Annotated in this window: 23 protein-coding genes and 1 pseudogene; 9 read left to right on the forward strand and 15 right to left on the reverse strand. The window is 46.1% G+C overall.

All coding sequences use genetic code 11. From position 1 onward, the window contains the following. Positions 1-49 precede the first annotated feature (49 nt). The 4 genes from BM210_RS25520 to BM210_RS25535 form a co-directional block, all read right to left on the reverse strand. Entirely contained in the window at positions 50-709 is a 660-nt protein-coding gene (locus tag BM210_RS25520; protein ID WP_091174916.1) for an HAD family hydrolase, read from the reverse strand. Between the two features lie 518 nt (positions 710-1227). Continuing rightward, positions 1228-2604, reverse strand: coding sequence for an ABC transporter substrate-binding protein (locus BM210_RS25525; RefSeq protein WP_091174917.1), 1377 nt, complete (start codon positions 2602-2604; stop codon positions 1228-1230). 50 nt (positions 2605-2654) lie between these two features. Beyond that, positions 2655-4211, reverse strand: a complete 1557-nt coding sequence (locus tag BM210_RS25530; RefSeq protein WP_091174919.1) for an ABC transporter substrate-binding protein — start codon at positions 4209-4211, stop codon at positions 2655-2657. 143 nt (positions 4212-4354) lie between these two features. Beyond that, positions 4355-4894, reverse strand: coding sequence for an RNA polymerase sigma factor (locus tag BM210_RS25535; protein ID WP_091174921.1), 540 nt, complete (start codon positions 4892-4894; stop codon positions 4355-4357). A 438-nt stretch (positions 4895-5332) separates the two neighbouring features. Between BM210_RS25535 and BM210_RS34960 the strand changes: the two genes are divergently transcribed. Both BM210_RS34960 and BM210_RS25540 read left to right on the forward strand, forming a co-directional pair. Further along, positions 5333-5479, forward strand: coding sequence for a hypothetical protein (locus BM210_RS34960; RefSeq protein ID WP_177237995.1), 147 nt, complete (start codon positions 5333-5335; stop codon positions 5477-5479). A gap of 21 nt (positions 5480-5500) precedes the next feature. Continuing rightward, positions 5501-7552, forward strand: a complete 2052-nt coding sequence (locus tag BM210_RS25540) for a peptidoglycan D,D-transpeptidase FtsI family protein (RefSeq protein WP_091174923.1) — start codon at positions 5501-5503, stop codon at positions 7550-7552. Between the two features lie 132 nt (positions 7553-7684). On the opposite strand, the gene BM210_RS25545 is transcribed toward BM210_RS25540, so the two are convergent. The 3 genes from BM210_RS25545 to BM210_RS25555 form a co-directional block, all read right to left on the reverse strand. Further along, positions 7685-7909, reverse strand: a complete 225-nt coding sequence (locus tag BM210_RS25545) for a hypothetical protein (RefSeq protein ID WP_091174924.1) — start codon at positions 7907-7909, stop codon at positions 7685-7687. Between the two features lie 130 nt (positions 7910-8039). Then, positions 8040-8564 (reverse strand): MFS transporter, encoded by a 525-nt coding sequence (locus BM210_RS25550; RefSeq protein ID WP_371263546.1) that lies wholly within the window; start codon positions 8562-8564, stop codon positions 8040-8042. Positions 8565-8707: 143 nt separating this feature from the next. Beyond that, positions 8708-9631, reverse strand: a complete 924-nt coding sequence (locus tag BM210_RS25555) for a LysR family transcriptional regulator (protein WP_091174926.1) — start codon at positions 9629-9631, stop codon at positions 8708-8710. Positions 9632-9741: 110 nt separating this feature from the next. On the opposite strand from BM210_RS25555, the gene aroA reads away from it, so the two are divergent. Continuing rightward, positions 9742-11133 (forward strand): 3-phosphoshikimate 1-carboxyvinyltransferase, encoded by a 1392-nt coding sequence (gene aroA / locus BM210_RS25560; protein ID WP_091174928.1) that lies wholly within the window; start codon positions 9742-9744, stop codon positions 11131-11133. Between the two features lie 140 nt (positions 11134-11273). On the opposite strand, the gene BM210_RS25565 is transcribed toward aroA, so the two are convergent. Then, complete coding sequence (locus BM210_RS25565; protein WP_091174929.1) at positions 11274-12161, reverse strand: LysR family transcriptional regulator; 888 nt, start codon at positions 12159-12161, stop codon at positions 11274-11276. Between the two features lie 113 nt (positions 12162-12274). On the opposite strand from BM210_RS25565, the gene BM210_RS25570 reads away from it, so the two are divergent. Further along, positions 12275-13555 carry an adenylosuccinate synthase gene (locus tag BM210_RS25570; protein ID WP_091175031.1) on the forward strand — a complete coding sequence of 427 codons (1281 nt, stop codon included), beginning with the start codon at positions 12275-12277 and terminating at the stop codon, positions 13553-13555. 98 nt (positions 13556-13653) lie between these two features. Here BM210_RS25570 and bcp read toward each other — a convergent pair whose 3' ends face one another. Continuing rightward, on the reverse strand, positions 13654-14121 hold the full coding sequence (bcp, locus tag BM210_RS25575; RefSeq protein ID WP_091174931.1) for a thioredoxin-dependent thiol peroxidase: 468 nt from the start codon (positions 14119-14121) through the stop codon (positions 13654-13656). Between the two features lie 341 nt (positions 14122-14462). Here bcp and BM210_RS35800 point away from each other — a divergent pair. The 4 genes and pseudogenes from BM210_RS35800 to BM210_RS25590 form a co-directional block, all read left to right on the forward strand. After that, positions 14463-14570, forward strand: a pseudogene (locus tag BM210_RS35800) (sugar ABC transporter permease); the annotation flags it as partial. A gap of 308 nt (positions 14571-14878) precedes the next feature. Beyond that, complete coding sequence (locus BM210_RS25580) at positions 14879-16396, forward strand: sulfatase family protein (RefSeq protein ID WP_091174932.1); 1518 nt, start codon at positions 14879-14881, stop codon at positions 16394-16396. 164 nt (positions 16397-16560) lie between these two features. Next, positions 16561-16821: a GlsB/YeaQ/YmgE family stress response membrane protein gene (locus BM210_RS25585; protein WP_091174934.1), complete on the forward strand. Its 261-nt coding sequence runs from the start codon at positions 16561-16563 to the stop codon at positions 16819-16821. A 57-nt stretch (positions 16822-16878) separates the two neighbouring features. Further along, positions 16879-17337 carry a YtxH domain-containing protein gene (locus tag BM210_RS25590; RefSeq protein WP_091174935.1) on the forward strand — a complete coding sequence of 153 codons (459 nt, stop codon included), beginning with the start codon at positions 16879-16881 and terminating at the stop codon, positions 17335-17337. Between the two features lie 599 nt (positions 17338-17936). On the opposite strand, the gene BM210_RS25595 is transcribed toward BM210_RS25590, so the two are convergent. The 5 genes from BM210_RS25595 to BM210_RS25615 form a co-directional block, all read right to left on the reverse strand. Continuing rightward, on the reverse strand, positions 17937-18254 hold the full coding sequence (locus BM210_RS25595; RefSeq protein WP_091174937.1) for a hypothetical protein: 318 nt from the start codon (positions 18252-18254) through the stop codon (positions 17937-17939). 126 nt (positions 18255-18380) lie between these two features. Then, positions 18381-19157, reverse strand: a complete 777-nt coding sequence (locus BM210_RS25600; RefSeq protein WP_091174939.1) for a sigma-70 family RNA polymerase sigma factor — start codon at positions 19155-19157, stop codon at positions 18381-18383. Further along, on the reverse strand, positions 19154-19603 hold the full coding sequence (gene rsbW / locus BM210_RS25605) for an anti-sigma B factor RsbW (RefSeq protein ID WP_091174941.1): 450 nt from the start codon (positions 19601-19603) through the stop codon (positions 19154-19156). Before rsbW ends, BM210_RS25600 begins: the two co-directional genes overlap by 4 nt. A gap of 19 nt (positions 19604-19622) precedes the next feature. After that, positions 19623-19958, reverse strand: a complete 336-nt coding sequence (locus tag BM210_RS25610; protein WP_091174942.1) for an STAS domain-containing protein — start codon at positions 19956-19958, stop codon at positions 19623-19625. A gap of 89 nt (positions 19959-20047) precedes the next feature. Continuing rightward, positions 20048-20509, reverse strand: coding sequence for a DUF948 domain-containing protein (locus BM210_RS25615; RefSeq protein WP_091174943.1), 462 nt, complete (start codon positions 20507-20509; stop codon positions 20048-20050). A gap of 162 nt (positions 20510-20671) precedes the next feature. On the opposite strand from BM210_RS25615, the gene BM210_RS34965 reads away from it, so the two are divergent. Continuing rightward, positions 20672-20827 (forward strand): hypothetical protein, encoded by a 156-nt coding sequence (locus BM210_RS34965; RefSeq protein WP_177237996.1) that lies wholly within the window; start codon positions 20672-20674, stop codon positions 20825-20827. Positions 20828-20944: 117 nt separating this feature from the next. On the opposite strand, the gene BM210_RS25620 is transcribed toward BM210_RS34965, so the two are convergent. Beyond that, positions 20945-21529 carry a hypothetical protein gene (locus BM210_RS25620; protein ID WP_091174945.1) on the reverse strand — a complete coding sequence of 195 codons (585 nt, stop codon included), beginning with the start codon at positions 21527-21529 and terminating at the stop codon, positions 20945-20947. Positions 21530-21577 lie beyond the last annotated feature (48 nt).

Raw genomic sequence — 21577 nt, forward strand, 5'->3', positions numbered from 1 at the left:
TAGGACATTTTGGTAGGCAAAAACAAGTCCTATTGAGACAGACTGCCCCTTAATCACAAATTTTCTCTAAATCGTCGATAACTTCCTGCAAGCTCATTTCACTCATGGAATGAATCCTTAAATCATATTGATCAAAAATAATCGACTTGGTTACTTCATTAGGCACAATGACACAATGTAAACCCGCTGCTTTGGCTGCCTTTGCACCATTGGATGAGTCCTCAAAAGCGATCGCTTCTTCTGCCGCTACCCCAAGCTCCTCTATGGCTTTTATATATAACGCGGGGTCTGGCTTTACCTTCTCAACCTGATCACCTGTTTTAATAACCTGAAAATAATCGAAGATCCCAAGCTCTTTTAAATAACCTTCCACCCAAGCTCGGTTAGAGCTCGAGGCAAGTCCGATTTTCAAACCGAGCTCCTGAGCTGAATCCAGATAGTCCTTGACTCCGTCCCGAATTTCCGTCGATTGTATTTTCAATAAATAACTTTCTTTGGCCAGCTTTCGAACGACCGCCGTTTCAGCCAAGCCAACCTTAGCCTCGATAAATTGATTCAGCAGCGCATCGTGAGTACCGATAACCTTCACAAATTCCTCTAAAGGATATTCAACATTGTACGTTCGCAGCACTTCATTATAAGCTTCAAACCATACGGTTTCTGTATCAATAATCAGTCCGTCAAAATCAAATACAACCGCCTTAATCATAAAAGAACCCCCTATTCATATGCTTGCTTATTTACGATGCCATATACAATTATTCAATTATTCAATCATCCCATGTAAAAAATCTATTGGGGCGCTCCAGCACAACATCGTTACTGCACATACCCCTTGGTTTTCCTAAAGGATAGAGGCATCGTTATCGGAGGTCACAAGCTCCATTGTCTGAAGATACTGCAGGTTTCAGGAATAAATAGGAAATTCATGAGGATTGGCGAAGATCGATGATGCGATCAGCAGCCTCAACCACTATCGTACCATAAAAATTAAAAAATAAAGCTTTGATCATTATCTATTTACAAAATCTATTTACAAATCTTTAACACTTTACCACTCTACTATAATAAAATAATAATCAACTATTTGTCATCTGTAAATATAACTAAAAAACTATTTTTCAACTGATTTCAATATTTATAATGATAGTCCAATGCATGTGCAGGCACTACAAAGACCCTCAGCTATGCTGAGGGATGTTAACCTTATTGATTTCATCAAGCCAACTACTTTACTTCAGCCGCATAGGCCGCATCCAATGCTTGTTGACCTTGCTCCTGAATTCGCTGCAAGCCCTGCTCGACGGTAACTTCTCCATTAAGCATGGCATCGACCTGCTGCTTGGCGACAGACCGATACTGATCAATAAAAGTACTCGGAACATTTTCATTATAGCTGCTCTGTGCGGTTTCCTCATATTTCCCCGGATAAAAAGGTTCCATACTATGCCCGTCCATCTCTTGGGCGAACGCTTTGCGAACTGGCAGATCATTCGAAGTTTTGGCTTCAATCCTCGCAGCCTCAGCTCCGTTAAAATATTTAACGACCTTCCATGCATTCATTACATTATCGGCCTGAGCGTTAATGCTGTAAATCGGAGATAAATAAAAATTCGGATTCCGCGTATGTCCCGGATCTGCCGACGGTGTCTCTACCATTGCCCACTCGAACGTGGCTCCCCGCTGCCGAAGAGCATTGAGCTGGCCTTCATTGGAAATCGTCATCGCTGTACGGCCGGCGCTGAATAAATCCTCTGCTTCTACATCTTCTTTATCGTAACGGGTTTTGCCTGGCGAATACTTCCACTGCAGCACTCCGCTTCGATAGCCCTCAACAACGAGCTGGTAGATCCGCTTCCACGAATCGGTCTGCATCTGCAGCTTTTTGCCTTCGGCATCCATCATTCCGAGTCCCTCAGCTTGTCCTATGTAATCGGCCAAATCCTGTGGAGAGCTCATATAGCCCATATGAAAACCATATACCCTTTCTCCTTTACCACCCTCTGCCGGAAAACGCCCAGCCAAACGGAATAAATCCTCCCAAGTCATCCGTTCTTTCGGGTAGGGGATGTGATTGCGATCAAACAGCTCTTTATTATAAAACAATACAGAGTTTGTGAATTTCGGGGCTAATCCATAAATATTCCCTTGTCCTTTGATCCGCAAATAATCTACAGCGGCCGGCAGCAAATTGTTCAGATCAAATCGGTCCTTCTCAATCAGCCCAGACAGGTTGTACAGTTTGCCCTGTGAAGCCAGCTTTTCATAATCAAAAGAACTCGTGAACAACAGATCGGGTTTCTCCTCATCAATCAGCTTCGTTAGCTCCTGCAACGGTTTTTTGCCGGGACCATACGTACCTTCAGTCGGTATAATCTGTACATCCAGCTCAGGAAACTTGGCGGCAAAATAATCGGCGTACATATAGTCAAAGGTTGTCTTATTGCCTATGGCAATGCGAAGAACACCTTTGGGAGATGCGGCTGCCTCTTCCTGTTTATCACAGCCGCTAAGCACAAGAACAAAAACTGCGATGGATAATGCAACCCATTGCCATCCCGAGATTCGTGCTGATTTCTTCCTGCCAGTGTCAACTGTTTTCATATTCGATTCCTCCTTATCTAATATTTTTTAATATAATGATGGCTCAGGTGTTAGTTCCTACTGTCCAGCAGCGCCGAGATCAGACCCTTTTGTGCTTCTTCCTGCAGCTGTTTCAAAGCCTCGTCCAGCTTCAAGCGACCTTCTACTACCGCTTTTACCTGCTGCACGGCCAATGGGCTGTACGCTTCCTTGAATTTGCGCAGTACACGGGGATGAAGTCCCGATTCTACCGCTACCGTGCTTGGCTTCATGCTGTAAAACGGCGTGTAATTGCGCCCATCCTCAGGCTTTATGGATTGAAGTCTGACAGACAAGCCTCCCCATCCTTCCGAACGGTTCATCTTTTTGACAATTTCCGCGCTATTAATAAGCTTAACCATTTCCCAAGCTGCTCGCTGATGCTCGGACTGGGCATTGACAGCATAGACAGCATTCAGCATAAATGATGAGGATTCATTCGACCTTGACGGATCGACAGGCTCACTGACGATATCCCAGTTAAACGAATTCATTTTATACTGCGATTTGGCCATCTCCATGTCTCTGGCGAGTGAATAGCTGTAATAAGCCATCGCTGCCTTGCCGGTGATAAAAGGATTCTTTTTATACAAATCCACCATTGAGATATTGCCCTGCATATTCGACCTCTGCTTTGGCTGATACACATAGCCTTTGATATACCCATCCGTAGCCAGACTCCACGTCTTGGTCCATGCATCTGTCCGCAGCGTTACTTGATTACCGTCCGCATTCGTCATGCTCAAGCCCATCGTCTTGCCAATTTGTTCAGCTAATTGTGAGGCATCATCGTAATAATGGGGCATCAAGCCATAGATCCGGTCGTTGCCCTGCTCGTTGACCGGAAAACGCGCCGCCAGCTGCAGCGTCTCCTCCCAGCTCATCCCACTCTTCGGGTACGGTACACCATATTTGTCAAACAGATCCTTATTATAAAAAAGCGCGTTCATCTCATATTCGGGTGACAGACCATATAACTTGCCGTCAGCTGCCATTCGTAATGCATCCGTAACCCCACTGTATATGTTGTTCAAATCATAGTTGTCCTGCTTCATTACGGCATCAAGCGGATACAGACGGCCTTCCTTTGCCAGCTCCCCATACATAGTTGGAGACAGGTAGATGACGTCCGGCTTTTCCTTTTCCAGCATCTCAATGGTTTTTTCCTTATCGTCATAGCCATTCCATCCATTGTCCCCCATCGTGATTACCTTGACCTCGACGTTCGGGTAACGAATTGTGTATGCTTTGCCATAATGCATCATGAACGTGTTTTCATGAAAATACGCGACCTTCAATGTCATCTCCTTTTCTGCATCAATAGGCTCCAAGGCTATCGGAATGATGGGCTTGGATAGAGGACCAACCATATTACCTAAATGCTCCCATTGGAAAAAACCGAAAACCAGCATAGCAGATATCGCAAGCAAAGGGGTGAGTCTCAGCCACCGCCTGTTTTTCGGACGTTCCTGCATTTCAACACGCTCCTTAATTTTCCGCATTAACTCCTTGGAAAAGCCCGTTTCACCTTTGGGGATTGGTGAATCTGCCAGCTGTTTCTCCCAATATTCCGGTTCGTTTTGCTTCATGTCTTCTCCCCCTAAAAGTTTGCAGAGCAAACTCACTTCGTAAGCATTAACTTGGTTTGCATAGCAAACTTACTTCGTAAGCATCAACTTGGTTTGCATAGCAAACTTACTTCGTAAGCATTAACTTGGTTTGCGGAGCAAACTCACTTCGTAAGCTCCATGAGCTTGCCCACCTTCACCCGGGCCCGATACAATCTTGACTTTACCGTCCCTTCGGATATGGACAGCAGTCGCGCTATCTCGGTATGCGTCAATTGATGATGGGCATGCAGCAGCAGCACTTCGCGCAGCTTGATCGGGAGAGACAGAACCACCTGCCACACTTCCTCGCTTACGAGTCGTTTAAGCGCCTCCGTTTCCGCTGAAGGTGCGCTCTCTCCTTTTTCCGTTGGAGCCCCAAACGGCATCACCTTGCGAAACCAGGCAGACCGCCAGTGATCCCTCACCAAATTGCGCGTAATCGTGAGCATCCAGGTTTTTACTGAGGCCTCTCCCCTATACGAAAATAAGCGTTCATATACCCGTACAAACACATCCTGTGTAATATCGTCTGACAACTCCGGTTGCCTCGTCAAAAAAAATGCATAATTCCATACATCCTCTCCGTAAGCCACCATCAAATCTTCTAAGATGACATTTTTATCCATGCCGCTGGAGAGCGATTTTAAATATTCAAAGGCCACCCTTGTTCACCTCTCAGACAATTGGACGAACCAACGATTAAAAGGTTCCCTTTTCCAATTTTTTGATCAGAAAAACTTTGCCCTGCTATATAAGATGAACCAAAGAAACACACAGCCCGAGCGGAGAAAGCGGACCCTTCTGGAGAAACAAAGTGTTCGCCTTTGCTGACGGATTCTTAACCCTATGGGGCTAAGAATCGAAAGAATCTGGCTGCAACAGCGATTGGAAGAGGGATCTGCTTTCGCAGCGCCTCTTTGCTGTCATGATGTTTAGTTCATCTTATAAAGTTTAATAAGAGTATCAGCAGGACGCTGCGGCATTCCGATATGCAATCGCCGAGAAACTTAATCGTCGAAAATAAAAGCTATTTTTTATAATTAATCTTTCACTATATCGATCATTCCCGTGGTAAAATAAAGAAAAAAGGAGAGTCATGGATGCGAAACACAGAAATCCGTCAGCACAAGGGCTATCAATGGCGAAGGGCTATCGTTTACCTCATGCTGGGACTGCTGAGTGGCATTCTTTTCTGGGTGATTGTGCTGTGGGCAGCTTTACCAACAAATGCAAGTATAACTAACTGATAGGGCATGGAGAGTGAACGGATGGCAAACCATTTTTCTCGATATACGGATGAACCGCCAGATCAGAAAAAGAGCAGAATTCAGAAGCATTTTTCTATTCGGCTGAATATATTCTTTTTCGCTACCTTTTTGATTTTCACTGTACTGATTGTACGGTTGGCCATTTTACAGTTTGTAGATAGCAAGTACCTGAAGGAAGAAACGACAGAAATTACCAAGAGCAAAAGTCCTATCGCCCCCATCCGCGGTACCATCTACGATCGAACGGGTTATCCCATTGCACAATCCCGATCCATGCAATCCGTATATTATCGTGTAGAGGGCCGTGCAACGGATAAGGACGATATTATTCGCCTTGCGAAAGAACTTGAAGATATCTTTGCCCGCTACGGTAAACCAGAGCAAAAACGCCTGAGTGCCGGCGACATTCTTAAACTGATGGATATCGGATTCGATATGGACAAGAACAAGACGAAGGAGCCCAGCTATTATTCCGTCCCCCGCAGAATCAAAACGGATCTGACCAATACGGAAATTGCCTATTTATTAGAGCACCGCGATCAGCTCCGTGGCATTGAAGTGTTCGAGGACAGTATTCGTGTATATGACAAGCAAAGTATTTCAGCTCAGCTCGTCGGTTATATGAAAAGGTACAATGCTGCGAGGAATCCCGTTTCGGGACTAGAATTCTACAAGAATAAGGGAGACGAATATCTCGAGGTGGAGGATGTGGGGTTTGACGGGCTGGAGCTGATGTATCAGGATGAGCTTCGCGGGCAAAAAGGAGTCAAATCGTATCCGGTCAATGCACTTCAAAAAATTATTGGCCCTGCCACGCTCACACCACCGGAAAAAGGACACAATCTGCATCTGACAATTGATAAAAATATACAGCTGGTCACCCAGCAGGCCATTACCGATCATTTGAATTTCATTCGTAATCGGCGTTTAGCAGGCGATTTCGCCTATGCACCTAATGCACGTTCGGGCTATGCAGTAGCAATGGAGGTCAAAACGGGTAAGATTGTAGCGATGGCCAGTATGCCGGACTATGATACAAACACGTGGACAGGCGGAATGAGCACGGAAGAATACAACCAGATTATGCCTTTTATCAATAATGGCACTATAACGACCTCATATCCTGATTATCCAGAAAAAGAGCGCAACAAGCATCCTTCTTCCCTGGTCTACATGGGCTCGACAGTGAAGCCATTGTCGGTATTGATCGGTTTGATGGAAAACGTAATCACCCCTTCTTCTACTTACAGCGATGGCGGTTCGTTCACATTCGGTAAGGATAAACGAACGATCAGCAACTCGGACGGTCACGCCTATGGTTTGTTGAATCCGACAACGGCCATTCAAGTATCGTCCAATACGTACATGTCTGCCATGATCGGGATACCGCTTTATAATAAATACGGCGGTGAGAAATCGGATGTGCTCGACATTTGGGCCAAATATTTTGCCGAGTTTGGACTGGGTGTCAAAACTGGCAGCAAGCTGCCTAACGAATACGAAGGCTCCAATGAATTTTATAAAAACGCAAAAACAAGCAGCTATCAATCCGCTATGGTCTATGCATCTTGGGGACAAAACGAAAAATACACGACACTGCAGCTTACACAGTTCGCCGCAACATTGGCGAGCCGCGGTAAACGCATGATGCCGCAATTCGTGGAGAAAGTGACAAAATCGAGCGGAGAGCTTGTTCGCGGGTATGAGCCTGTAGTCCTTAACGAGGTTAATTATCCTAAAAATTATTGGGATACCGTCATTAATGGAATGCGGAGTGGAGCGGAAGGCATTGAGGATCTGCCGTTTCCAGTAGCTCGCAAAACCGGAACATCCACACAGGACGTTCCTGGCGGACGTGTAGATAACGCTGTATTTATCTCATTTGCTCCCATAAATGATCCTGTTCTAGCCATTGCCGTCGTCGTACCCGAGGGCCGATTCGGAAAATACGGCGCAGCACCTATCGCAGCAAAAATGTATCTGGCCTACGATCAATACATTGGCGGTTTAAGTGCACCAGTTGGTACAACTAACACAGTGAAGAAACCCTGATTTCATCTGCTTTATAACATAAAAAAGACAAGACCTTGTTTGCCGTATCTTAGCAAGCAAGGTCTTTTTCTATGATTTGCAAAGCATTGCTTGTAAATTTGAATTCATATCTGAGGGTGGAAAAGAGGCGACCTATGCAGTTTGCGACAGAGGACCTGGCTTCGCTTGCTGCAATTCTTCGCGCAGATCATTCATCAAGCGATTGAATTCTTCTTGAAGCGTATGTAATTCTGAGTAATAGTTCCCTTGTATGCGATTAAGCTCAAAGACAGACAAGCTTGTAAAATACTGATACTCCGCATAGCAGCTGTTTGAAGCCTCCACAATCGACTCATGATTTCCCTCGGAAATTCTCATCAGCTATCCGCTCCCTGCAATGGTATTTGTTTTTGGAATAAATAAAGCATAATTTTGTAAGCATTTCCATGTCAAGAAATAATTCTGATTAATTATAATTTTCTGAAAATTATGTGAACAAATACATTACCTAAGACCTCGCCTTGCTCTGCCGATGATAAAGCACACCGAAGCCCAACAGCAGGATACCCATCACACCGAAACCGCCAGCAAGACCGATTACCGTCGTCATGACGCCAAACAGCAGCGGATTGGTTAACTGAACAACCCTGTTGGACATGGTACGGATACTCATCCCCAACCCTCGTTCGCTTGGCTTCACCGTCTGTGACACCATCATAAGGGCAACCGGCTGATTGACGCTGGTACAAACTCCCCATACAAACACATTAACAGCCAGCAGCCAATACCCGGTGTTCAATAGCAGTAACAGCAAACAGCCGGCTCCGCTAAAAATACTAATCATCATAATCCGGTGATAACCAAGTCGATTCATCAAATACCCGGCCAACGGCCGAACGATCAACGCAGCCAAAGCGGCCACCGACAGCATGCTGCCGATTTCAGTATGTGTTAACCCTCTATTAACTAGAAATAACGGAAAAAATGTAGTTCGAATATCGATTAACATAAAAAGTATACCGTTTAATAAAATGGCGACAGCAAACCCACTCCACCAAGAAGCCGGCTCCTGTCTCTGGAAATCATAGAGTCACCCATAACCATCATTCCCCGGTCTACAATCAGATGCGAAACATACTGCCTAATGAAAATCCGATCCGCGAATCTGCTTATTCATCATACCTTACGATCTATTGGGAGCGTCCGATTTTCAATCTGTTCCATATGAGCAACAAGCTCTTTTACAAAAAAAACAGCTGCTTGCGACAAAGACAGGTCCGGTATGGTGACGACACCAATGGACCTTGATGGAATCGACTCGACCAGCTTAAGTTCAACCAATGTACCTGCTTCCAAATCCTCTTTCACGAACTCTTTCGTAATAAAAGATATGCCCATCCCCTTACGGACAAAATCTATCAGCAAATCGACGCTGCCCAGCTCAATATCCGGTACAACCTCCAAACCATAGGTTTGCAGCAGCGCATGAAAAAAGGTGCGCGTCCGGCTATGTGCCGAAAGCATCACAAACGGCTGCTTGCTCAGCTCCTGAAGCGTAATCGGTGCTCGGGCAAGATCCGCATATTCCGGCCCTGCTATGAAGCAGTCCTGGATCGGCTTCGTGGTCTGCACATGAAGTCGATCATCAACCGGTAGATGAGCAATCCCACAATCGATTTCTCCGTCCCTCAGACGCTGCAGGATAGACTCTGTTTTCCCGTGAGATAAGCAGATGCGTATGCTCGGATGCGCTTTGTGAAATTTATCGAGAAACGGAAACAGAAAATATTTGCAGAGCGAGTCGCTGGCTCCCAGACGAATCGTCCCTGCTATATAGGTTCGCATCTCGCTGATTTTCCGCTCTCCGGCAAGCAGCAGCCCGTAGGCCTGCTCCACGAATTGAAACAGCACCCTGCCCTCTTCTGTCATCTCGATACCCTTCGCCTTGCGCAGCAGCAGGCGTACACCTAACTGCTCCTCCAGCTGTTTGATTGCGTAGCTGGCGCTTGGTTGTGTGATGTAAAGCTGCTGAGCAGCTCCAGTTATGCTTCCTTCCTTCACCGTGTGATAGAACACTTTGTAATAGTCCATCGAGCTCATGGCATAGCACCTCTCTATGTCAAATATAGAATATAACAATTATTTGTATGTCTTTATATTCCTTATAATAGAGAAAACAAGCAAATTCGTAAACAAGGAGTGACAAGCTAATGACTACGAATAAACCGTCAACTCATGACACCAGCGATAGGAACAACAATCCCCATCCCGATCTTCAAGCCCGTTCGCCCTGGGCCGCACTTCCAGATACGAAGGAAGTCGAGATTCATCCACCCCTTCATGTACCGGATGGCGCTATCGCCATTCCCGGCAGCAAGAGCTGTACGAATCGCGCGCTGATTATAGCTGCGTTGGCAGAAGGGACATCCACAATCGGACATATTCTTCGCAGCGATGATTCTTACTGGTGTCTGGATGCATTGCAAAGGCTTGGTGTAAAGCTTGAGGTGACTGGAAACACGGTCACGATTGAAGGAACCGGCGGCAGGTGGCCTAACCAGAGCGGCAGCTTGTATTTGGGCGCAGCTGGAACGGCTGCTCGCTTTCTTCCAGGAGCACTAGCGGCAAGCGCTAGTGGTCAATGGTTGGTTGAAGGCAGCCAACGTCTGAGCGAACGGCCGATCCGGCCCTTAATTGAAGCTCTTCAGCAGTTGGGTGCAAGTATCCAGTACAAGGCTCTTGATGGGCAGCTGCCTATAGAAATTCAAGGGCAGGGGCTTCGTGGAGGAGACGTCTCTATTTCCGGAGCGGTATCCAGTCAATTCATAAGCGGCTTGTTGATGGCAAGTCCGTATGCCAAGCAAGCCACACGAATCAGGATCATAGACACCATCGTTCAGCACGCTTATGTGAACTTGACTATAAGCCTTATGAAGCAATTCGGTGTGACTGTAACACGCAATGAGCTATTGAATGCTTATGAAATTCAGCCGCAGATGTACGAAGCCCAGACGTTGACACTCGAAGCCGATGCGTCGACAAGCTGCTACGCACTGGCTTATGCAGCACTAACCGGTGGTCATGTGAGGGTTACCAATTTGCCGGATCAAACGAATCAACCGGATCTCGGGATGCTGGCGGTTTTTGAACAAATGGGCTGCCGTATTCAGAAGAGTGCCACTGGCATTGAGCTATGGGGAGCACAGCAATTAAAGGGTGGTTTTACAATCAGTATGAAGGAAATGTCTGATCAGACGATGACTTTGGCCGCTATGGCTCCCTTTACCGATGCGCCGATCACGATTACAGATGTGGCTCATATCAGAGCCCATGAATGCGATCGGATCCGTGCGATGTGCGAATCGCTTAGTCGTCTTGGGATTCAGGTTGATGAGCACCCTGATGGAATAACGATTTATCCGGGCGTACCACTGCCTACCGTATTGCCAACCTATGACGATCATCGAATGGCAATGTCGCTGGCCCTGATCGGCTCTCGCATCGGCGGGATCCGTCTCTTGGACCCTGGCTGCGTATCTAAGACGTATCCGCGCTTTTTCAAGGATATGGAGCAGCTTGGGCTGCGAGTGCATAGAAGCTAAGCCATAGTCCATGGATTCTGGGAGTCAGGTGAATCATTCCCGCTGTTCTCCGTATTCACCTGACTGCTAATTCATTGATATGACGCTGGATCGGAGGTCCGTCACCCAAAATATCCCCTTGGACTAATCTCCAGATCCCGCTACTTCCCAGGCAGCAGCATATGAATAAACCGCTTCGCCGCCGCAGATACGGGAACACCCTTGAGCGTAACAATACCGGCCTGCCGAGGCGGTATCGGCTCCTTCAGCTTAATTTCAACCAGCGTGCCCGATGAAAGCTCGTGCGATACGAAATTACGGATCACATAAGCAATACCGAGTCCAATCCGTGCAAAATCAACCAGCAGATCAATGCTGCCCAGCTCAATTTCCGGCTGAAGCTTCAAGCCGCGAGCTTCCGCAAAGCCGTCAGCATAACGACGAATACTACTACCCTTCTCTAACAACAGTAGTGGATACGTAACCAACCGCTCTAGAGTAATCGGAGCTTGTGCCAGCGCCACATAGTCCCTGCCTGCCACGAACGTGTCCTGCAATACTACCGCTTCCTGCACTTGAAGCTGTTTATCTTCAATTGGCAAATTGACAATGCCAAAATCAACCTTCCCCTGTCTCAATAAATCAATCGTTTCCTGTGTCGTCCGATTCGTCACTCGCAGCTTAATAAAAGGAAAATCATGGTGAAACCTCTCCACATGCGGCAGCAAAAAATGCTTGCATAACGTATCACTTGCACCTATAGTGATCTCCCCGCTGTGCAGCTCGTGTATCGAGGCCATCTCCTTTTCTCCAGCTTCAATGAAATGGTACGCTTTCTCGATATAACGAAACAGCACCTCTCCCTCGTTTGTCAGCTTGACCCCTTTATAGGTCCGAAAAAACAGCTTGCTCCCCAGTTTGCTCTCCAACTGCTTCACCGCATAACTCACAGCAGGCTGGGTAATGAAAAGCTCGTCTGCTGCTTTGGAAAAGCTCCCTGCCACAGCAATCTTATAAAAGACGCGATACCACTCTAAATTTTCCAGCATAGATATCAACCACCTTTATATCCTATATCAATAATATCAATTTAACTTATATCCATATTTTGATTATACTGAAACCTGTAGAAGCAATCAATATGAAGAAAGAGGCGATGGATATGCCGGTTACGGCTATTGTGGGAGCGAATTGGGGAGATGAAGGCAAAGGGAAGATGACGGATGCATGGGCATCTCAATCTGATTATGTAGTACGTTATCAAGGAGGAAGCAATGCAGGTCATACGATTATTAATGACTATGGCAAATTCGTACTCAACTTGCTGCCCTCTGGTGTATTTGACCCTCATGTAGTCAATGTGATCGGACCCGGAGTTGCCCTTAACATATCGGATCTGATGAAGGAATGGAACAATCTGCAAGCACGAGGTATTCCCACACCACAGCTGGCTGTCTCGGAGCGTGCTCAGGTGCTTATGCCCTACCATATCCGTTTTGACGAGCTGGAGGAAGCGAGACTCGGGGCAAATAGCTTTGGCTCGACCAAAATGGGTATTTCTCCGTTTTATGCGGACAAATATGCAAAGCTCGGCATTCAGGTCTCCGAGCTCTATGATGCAGAGCGTTTACGAAACCGGCTGGAAGCCGCTCTTGCAGCTAAAAACGTGCTGCTCCAGCATCTGTACGGGGAACCTCCTATTCAGGTAGAGGAACTGGTACCCGAATTAATGAAGCTGGCCGCATGGCTGAAGCCTTTTGTTACGGATACGACTACTATGCTGAATCAAGCTTTGGCAGAAGGGAAACACATACTGGTTGAAGGTCAGCTCGGCTCGCTGCGTGATCCTGATCATGGTATCTATCCATTTACGACTTCATCCTCTACTTTGGCAGGCTTTGCCTCGATAGGCGCAGGAATTCCACCTCACTCGATTCAGCGTGTTCTTGCGGTAGTAAAAGCATACTCAAGCTGTGTCGGTGCCGGACCTTTTGTGATGGAGCTTGAAGGTGATGCTGCTGAAGAACTGCGCAAACGTGGTGGTGATGCGGGAGAATACGGAGCCAAAACCGGACGCCCACGACGGGTAGGCTGGTTCGATGCAGTCGCAACCCGATATGGATGTTTGCTGCAGGGAGCCACTGAGGTGGCTTTAACTAACCTCGATGTACTCGGCTATCTGGATGAAATTCCGATCTGTACTGCTTATGAGCTGAATGGCGTCAATACCCTAACGTTTCCGGTACCCGAGCAGCTTAGTTATGCCCGTCCTGTGATCGAATCGGTACCAGGTTGGAAATGCGACATCTCGCACATCCGACGGTTTGAGGATTTACCCGAGCAGGCACAAGCCTATGTCGCCTTACTGGAAAAGCTAATCCAGACACCCATCCGTTGGGTATCCAATGGCCCGAACCGCGAGCAGCTGATGGAAAGAGTCTGACTCTCTCTTCGCCACAATAACCGCTCTATCTCCCTGCGGGTATAGGCGGTTATTGGATTTGTTATCAAACGCGGGTGTTCGACAAGCTTTATCTGATTTTATAGCGACTTGATTGTTTCCAGCACTTCAGCTACGTGTCCATCGACCTGAACAACACGCCATTCCTTGATCAAAATGCCTTGTTCATCGATCAAAAATGTAGAACGCTCCACACCATAAAACTGATTTCCATCTCTTTCACGAAGCTTCCACACCCCAAATTGCTCGCAAACCTGATGCTCAACATCACTAAGCAGCAAAAAGGGAAGCTGGTATTCGCTAATGAATTGATTATGGGAGGCCAGATCATCTGGACTGATCCCGATAACCTCGGTATTGAGTTGACCAAATTGGCCGTTAAAATCTCTAAATTCACACGATTCCTTCGTGCAGCCAGGCGTCATGTCCTTCGGGTAAAAGTAGATCAGTACTCTCTTGCCCAAAAAATCGCTCAGGGAAACTTCGGCTCCATTCGCCGCAGGCAAAGTGAAATCTGGTACTGCTTGTTGAACTTGAACAGTTGTCATGGGTTTGGCTCCTTCACGGTTATGATCGTTATGGGGATTAGGACTCTTTCACATATGCAGCTGCTCTGTGATCGTTAATCCCATATTACCATAATTATCATAAACCCGTCTCATGCAGCGGCCATCCGACTGGATAGCACGTTGTATTTAATCGTTATCATTTTGTCATCGAACTGAAATGAAGTATTCATCTTCTCAACATGTTGTTGGGCTATACTAATCCATGACCCCCTTTTAAAATATAGTTTTACTTAAGACCCGCAGCCCGTTGCTTGCGGGTCTCTTTTTGTCTATAGGATTACGAACGAACATCCTCCACTGCCCCTTATTACCGCTTGAGCAGCTACAGCATAGCCGTGGGCTTGTTCAAATCGGTTATTGGGCTGATTCTGGTCATTTTATCCAACTATCTGGCCCAAAAGCTTGGCGAAGAGGACGTAAATTGGTAGGATAAGGAGGAAACACAAATGAAAATCCACAATGCGTGCAGCCTGATGCCCCAATCGGTTAATGTTTCTTTGCTCGGCTGCTGATACTAGTCACCGTCTTCCCATTCCATTACTTATTGATCGTATCGCTAACCGATTCAGCAGAATATTTATTTAATAAAAGGACGCTGTTCCCGATGCAGCGGAGCTTCGCCTCGTATGTGTATTTGCTCTGATCATGTATCTGTTTTGCAAAAGCATGTTGCCAAAGGAGCTATGGTAGGTTCAGTAAAAGGATGACAATTCAATAGTATCGGAGGTCTATGGTTATGGAATCAACCAAACCAAACATTATTTTTCTGATGACGGACCAGCAGCGATGGGACTGTCTGGGGCAATTTAACGAGCACATTCAAACACCAAATCTGGACAAGCTAGCAGAACGAGGTATCACCTACAATCAAGCGGTTTGTCAGGCACCCATGTGCGTACCGAGCCGCAGCTCTATGATGTTTGGTTTCTACCCGTCGCAGCTTGGCGTACGTACGAATCACGGCGGTTTATATGAAGAGCAGAGACTGCCTTCCGAGCCATTGCCGGAGCTGATGCGACGTGCAGGCTACCATACAGCCGGATTTGGCAAGACACACTGGAATCATGGGCTGCATAACCCGCTTCCCCCTACACGGGGATTTGATGTACGGGCCGTTGGTCTGGCGAGGAACAGCGGACATTATGAGCAGGGTGCTGCTATGATGGGTGATCTGGAGCCAGATGGGTTACAAGCCTATCACGAAGAAACAAAACACTATGGCAGCGGCGAGGAAAATGCAAATGGCTACATCGGAGCAACAAGCCAAATTCCGATGGAGCATCATCGGGACGGCTGGGTAGCCGAGCAGTGTCTCAGCTTTATTGAGAAAGGGATCGATCAGACCAAGCCCTTGTTCCTATACTTGTCCTTTCTGAAGCCTCACGCCGGCTTTAACGTTCCCAAAGAGTTTGAAGAATTGTACCAGCTGGACGAAATACCCGATATTGCCCAGCCCCCATGGCTTGATGAAACCGCCACACACCTCGCTTCCGAAGATGAAGCCAGCGCTGAGAGCAATTATTCGAAGCGCAGAGCCGTCTGGGAAACGCTTACGCCAGAGGAACGCAAGCGGACAACCCTTCGCTACTGGGCAAACTGCTCCTGGCTTGACCATTATTTTGGACGTGTGCTTGATGGTCTGGAGCGTCAGGGCATTCTCGATAACGCACTCATCGTATTCGTATCGGATCACGGGGAGATGCTAGGCGAGCGCCGTTACCGGTTCAGCAAATACTGCTTGTACGACAGCAGCGTCCGTGTACCCATGATCCTCGCCGGCTCTTACATTCCCGAAGCCCGTCGGGGAACGGTGGACGAACGACCGGCCGAGTTGATTGATCTTGTCCCCACCTTAAGCGAAGTGGCTGGTTTGTCTCGCAATCCATTGCTGCCGGGGCTGGATTTGTTCGGGAGCTTGCAGCGACAAGGAACCTTTTGCGAGCTGCATGCAAAAACAGCATCTGCGCATCATACCCCTCCAGGCTTGATGTGGCGCAAGAAGGATTGGAAGCTCATTCTTTACATGAGTGGCACGTTGAGCGAAGCGGTAGGCAGAGTTGACCAATATCAGGGTGAGCTATACGATCTCGCTGAAGATCCTAATGAGTGGCACAATCTGTATGCAGATGAGACCCATGCTGGAATTCGGGAACGAATGACCGGGGAGCTGCTCATGCATTTGGCTTGCACTTGGTCGAGGGGGCCCATGTTCTACGATAATCGCGGATTTGAGGCGTTGGACGTAAACGTTTGAAGCCTTTTATTCATACGAATACATTAACCTCCTGTTATAAAAAAGTTTGATTGAAGACCCGCAGCTCGTTGTCTGCGGGTCTCTTGGTGTATTTGTTTCGGCTTCATAGCAGCAGGGTAATAGACACCATGGAAGGAAACCTAATCCGAAAGGAGCGTGATGACATGGTAGGCGTCATAGTAACCATTATCATGGCAATCGTAATCGGAGCTATTGGTTCCGCAATAGCACCGGGCGGAATGCCGGGCGGCATCCTCGGGTCCATGATTGCCGGATTTGTTGGAGCATGGCTCGGCAGCTGGCTGCTGGGAGCATGGGGTCCTGTTATCGGAGGCTTCGCCGTATTACCTGCAATTATTGGGGCTGCATTGTTTGTATTCCTATTGACTTTATTGTCAAGAACGATCAACAGCAGATCCTACTAGTGGGTGTTCAAAAAGTCAAAGTAATTACACAAAAAAACAAAATAGGAGTGGTTAATCATGAGTACAGTATCGAATCGCAGCAACGTAGTCACAGCAACAATTATTGGAGGTGCAGTAGGTGCAATCGTCGCTCTATTGTTGGCACCTAAATCAGGTCGTGAGCTTAGAGAAGATATTAAAGACACGGTTCAAACCCTGCAATCCAAAAGCTCTGAATGGGTAGAACAAGCAAAAACAACGACAGCAGACGCGATTCAATTAGTTTCCGAGCATGGCTCTGAGCTGTTGGACAAAGCCAAGAGCGCTGCTGACAGTGCTGCACAATCCGCTCGCAATGCTACGGAATCGATTGCCCAGGCCGTTCATACAACGACTGATCAAGCCGCCGATTCGATTCATCGAGTCACTGATCAAGCTGCTGAGTCTTCACATAAAGCGACAGATACGGCAGCTAATGCAACCCATCAAGCGATTCATGAGACTAAAAAATTAGATGCTGTTGGCAGCAAAAGCTAATTAAATGATGACAAGCACACAGCATCCTAAAAAAATCTAGAACGGTTCCCAGCTTTAATGGGAACCGTTCTTTCTTTGCTGCAGTTCCTTAAATGCTGATGATCCACATTACAGAAAGAGACTATAGAATGAACTGACGATTGTGACAACCATACCATTCCAATAAAACTAGAGAAACAAACCCGATAAGGAATATGAGATTAAAAAAAACACACAGCCTAAGCGGAGATAGCGAGCTCTTTTGGAGGAGAAACGAAGTGTTCGCCACGAAGTATTCGCCTTTGCTGACGGATCTCCACCCCTATGGGGCTATAAGAATAGAATGAATCCTGCTGCAACAGCGATTGGAAGAACGGTCTGCATTCGCTACGCCACGCTGCTGTCCAGTTGTTGGGTTCATCAGAGCAACTGGATCGGGGATACATCCGAACGCTCTGAACTGGTCGAGTGTCTCCCAGCCGCCGTAGAAGTCTTATGTACCTCTTCGAAACGCTTACTCTATATGCGCGCTCATCATATGCAGAAAAGGATGGCCCAGCAGGACTCTCCCCGCTGCCATCCTTTTGTATTATTGTATGAGTCTAACCCATTACGAGACCTTACTTTTCTAACAGCTGCAATAATTGCTCAGGTTCTTTTCTTTCATTAAGCAGTTGGCCAACGTGAATCTTAGGCCGATCCGGTTTAACAAAATGTCCATTTTCCAGATAGTAGCCCTTCTCTTTAGCAGTAGCATGCAGCTTGCAGAAGTGTTCCGCCGCAACGATTGCTTCCTCTAATCGAGTGAATGTCTCCAACACGTTTCCTTTTCCTAAGGGATTTGATTTAGATTGAATACTTACCTGATAGGAGTTTGAATCTGTCTCATGCACCAATACCTCACTGCCATCACAGGTAATACTGTGTTTGATCGTCATAACATCCACCACCTTTATGAGTTGTACTACTGGAGTTCCTACTACTTATTACCCGTTGGATACACCCATGAATCAAATTAAAAACACGCCCCTCAGGACGTGTTTTACAGTAAGTATCTATCATAGCTATACATCGTGGCTACCTCTTGATTCTGCAAAAAATATTTTCAGCTTATCCAATGCACGCTTCTGGATTCGTGAAACACTCATTTGAGAAACATCCATTTCTTGAGCTATCATTCTCTGCGACTGACCCTCCACATATGCAAGATGAAGCACCTGTTGTTCCTCAGGCTTCAACTGACGCATAGCTTCTTCGATATCAAGCCGCCTCTCCAGCTGCTGAAAATCGTCTTTTCCAGTACCTAGCAAATCTCCGATAGTAGCTCCATTTTCTTCTGTAGAAAGAGGGGTATCCAAAGATACATAGTGGTAGTACTCTCTTCCTGCCAAAATTTCAATCGTTTCTTCGACGGTTAATTCGACGTCAGCAGCAATCTCCTCGACGTTCGGAGAACGCTCCAAAATAACTGTCAGGCGATCTATCGCTTCCTGAATTCGACCGCCCTTTTCCTTTACCCGCCTTGGCACCTGAACATACCAGGATTTGTCGCGCAAGTAATTTTTCATATGTCCAATGACACTTTTCATTAAATAAGGTTCAAACTGCAGGCCTTGCGCAACATCGAACTGCTTAAAAAGCCGCAGCATCGACATTTGTCCCACTTGATATAAATCTTCGAAGAGGTCCGGACGATTGCGCGACATTTTACCTGCTGCCATTTTTACTAGTGATTCATACTTTAGCAGTAGCGTTGTTGCGACTTCGTTGCTTCCCGTTTCCTGATATTGTGTAATCAGCTCATGGGTATTGAATGCCGGTCTCTCAGAATTTAATTTCATACAAGTTCCTCACTTTTACTCAGCCATTTTGTCAAAATGACCTCTGTGCCTCCGTTGCTTTTCACTTCGACTTCATCCATCAAAGCCTGCATAAGATAGATGCCCAAACCACCGATATTGGCTTCTTCCAACGTTTGTTCATGTAAAGACTGTGCTTGCTGTACCTTTTCAGCATAATTAAAGCTGGCCCCCTCATCCTTCACAGAGATGCGGATACCCGTCTCAAGCAATTCAAATTTTACATCCATAGAACCTGTTCGCCCAGGCTCATAGGCATGCACGACTGCATTGTTGCATGCTTCGGCTACAGCAACCTTCATATCTTCTATTTCCTCATAAGAAAAACCAACCTTGCTGCATAGACCATACAACGTCAACCTTACCACATCAATAAATTCCGCATCCGCAGGCAGAGTCATACAGACCACTCGATTGTTCCAGTTCATATCGTCGCTTCTTTCCTTTCTAATTCGTATTATTCGAGGATTGTTGGATAAAAGATGTCAAGCCAGTCATATCGAATAAACGTTGAACCTTCAACGGAATCTCCACCACTTCGATTGGTGCCTTAAGCACGTTTCTAGCCTTTAGCAAGGATAAAATCACACCAATTCCCGTACTGTCGATATATAACAGGTCCTTTAGATTAAGGATAAGCTTACGTCCTGTATCAGCTACATAAGGGTCAGCTGCAGATCGAAGCTCCGCAGCCTTTGACAAATCCAATTCTCCCTTTAAATATAACAACCAGCTGTCCGCTGTTGCCTCTTTCTCTATCTCAAATACATGTTGACGATTCATTCAAGTAGTTCCTCCTTCAAATCATAAGGGTGTACAATAGCTTATCTTTACTTACCCTAAACCAAAGGTTCCGAAACAGCAACTATTGATTATTTTGCAACTGCCGCTTCTTGCCTTCTATGTTTAATTTGGTGCCATAAGTCAAGCACAATTGGAATGGTGTTGATTGCTTTCGCGATTTTGCTTGTAGCTGGAAGATAAGCTTCGCTGGCTACCTTATCTTTGATCGTTCTTGCAACAGCTACAGATGCATTTTTCACCGAGGCTGTAATTTCATCCACCGCTTCACCAACCTGCTTCACCGAATGAAAGGTTGGCTCTAAGGCATGCAATTTATTCAACACATCAACCGTCACTGCATTGGTATGTCGAAGCACATCGGACGCTTCTTTAGTCACGCCCTCAACATGATTCTGAAGATTGTGGATCGTTGTATTCGTTTGGATCAATAAAGCCGACATCGATCTTAAAGTTGTTATCAAAAACACAACTAACACAACAAAAGCCAAGGCTACAGCTGCTACACTAATTTCAATTATCCAACTATTCATACTAAGTCCCCCTTCATATGTACACTGTGTTTTCCTGTTTCAGCTATGTTAGTCATTACCCCTGAATCAACGATTTGAACCAATGATTCAACCCAATTTTACAAGGGTAATGGAACTCATAACAGGTATTTATAGCAGCCTAATATAAAGGAGAGATTAACAATGGATGAGTTTAAAAGCGAGAAGGTCAATACATCTGAAACACGTCTGGATAAAGGACAGGTCGCTTCTACCTTTATTAAGTACGCAGCTTATATTATTATATTTTTCGGATTTTTGTATTTTATCGTCAAGTATGTATTCCCGGCATTTCAATAAAATGAACAGATGAACGCAACTGATGGCTCAGGATAAGGTACAAATAAAAGACGTTAGCAGATGGGGGTTACAGTAATGAATCCCCATCTGCTAACGTCTTTTAACTTCTAAGCAATCCTATTGCATCGCTGCATGAAAATAACTAACCGATATAATATGGCTATCATGAGGGTCCATAAAGATTTTAAAGGCCATATTGCCTTTTTTATAGACGATCCCATCCTCACTAACGAAAAAAGGCATGCCTAGTCTTTCCTTTAGCTTATCAATAGGAAAGCTGATTCCATCTATATCAACATTTCCAGCTGCTGCACTCACGGCAACACTTTGGACAACACCATCCACTACATTAATTTCACAATCCTTGAAAAGGTAAGTAACCGATGATTGTATGATTTCGTGCTGAATGGTGCTAATGGGTTCCCCTTTAAGCTCAACAATCGTTTTTAAATCGTCAGTTAGGGAAATTCCGTTAACCGAAGCAAACCGCAGAAGAGACGAAGGTGTTTCAGCAGCTGCATTAACAGTCTCAGCCTCAGGAGTCTTATGAACGGCTGTCGTTATGTCTGCTGCTGCGATGTTCTCGACAACAGCTGGCATACTAGGGATTAGCCCAGGCTGATTAATTTCCTGGTACTGTGTCCATAAACCGCCTGTTACCAGCATGGCTAACGGCAAACCCACTCCAAGCAGCCTGTTCATAAGGTTTTCCTCCTCAAGTTTTCGTAGAAAACTCCTTCGTAAGCATCT

The organism is Paenibacillus sp. 1_12, from assembly GCF_900114475.1.
GTDB lineage: Bacteria > Bacillota > Bacilli > Paenibacillales > NBRC-103111 > Paenibacillus_S.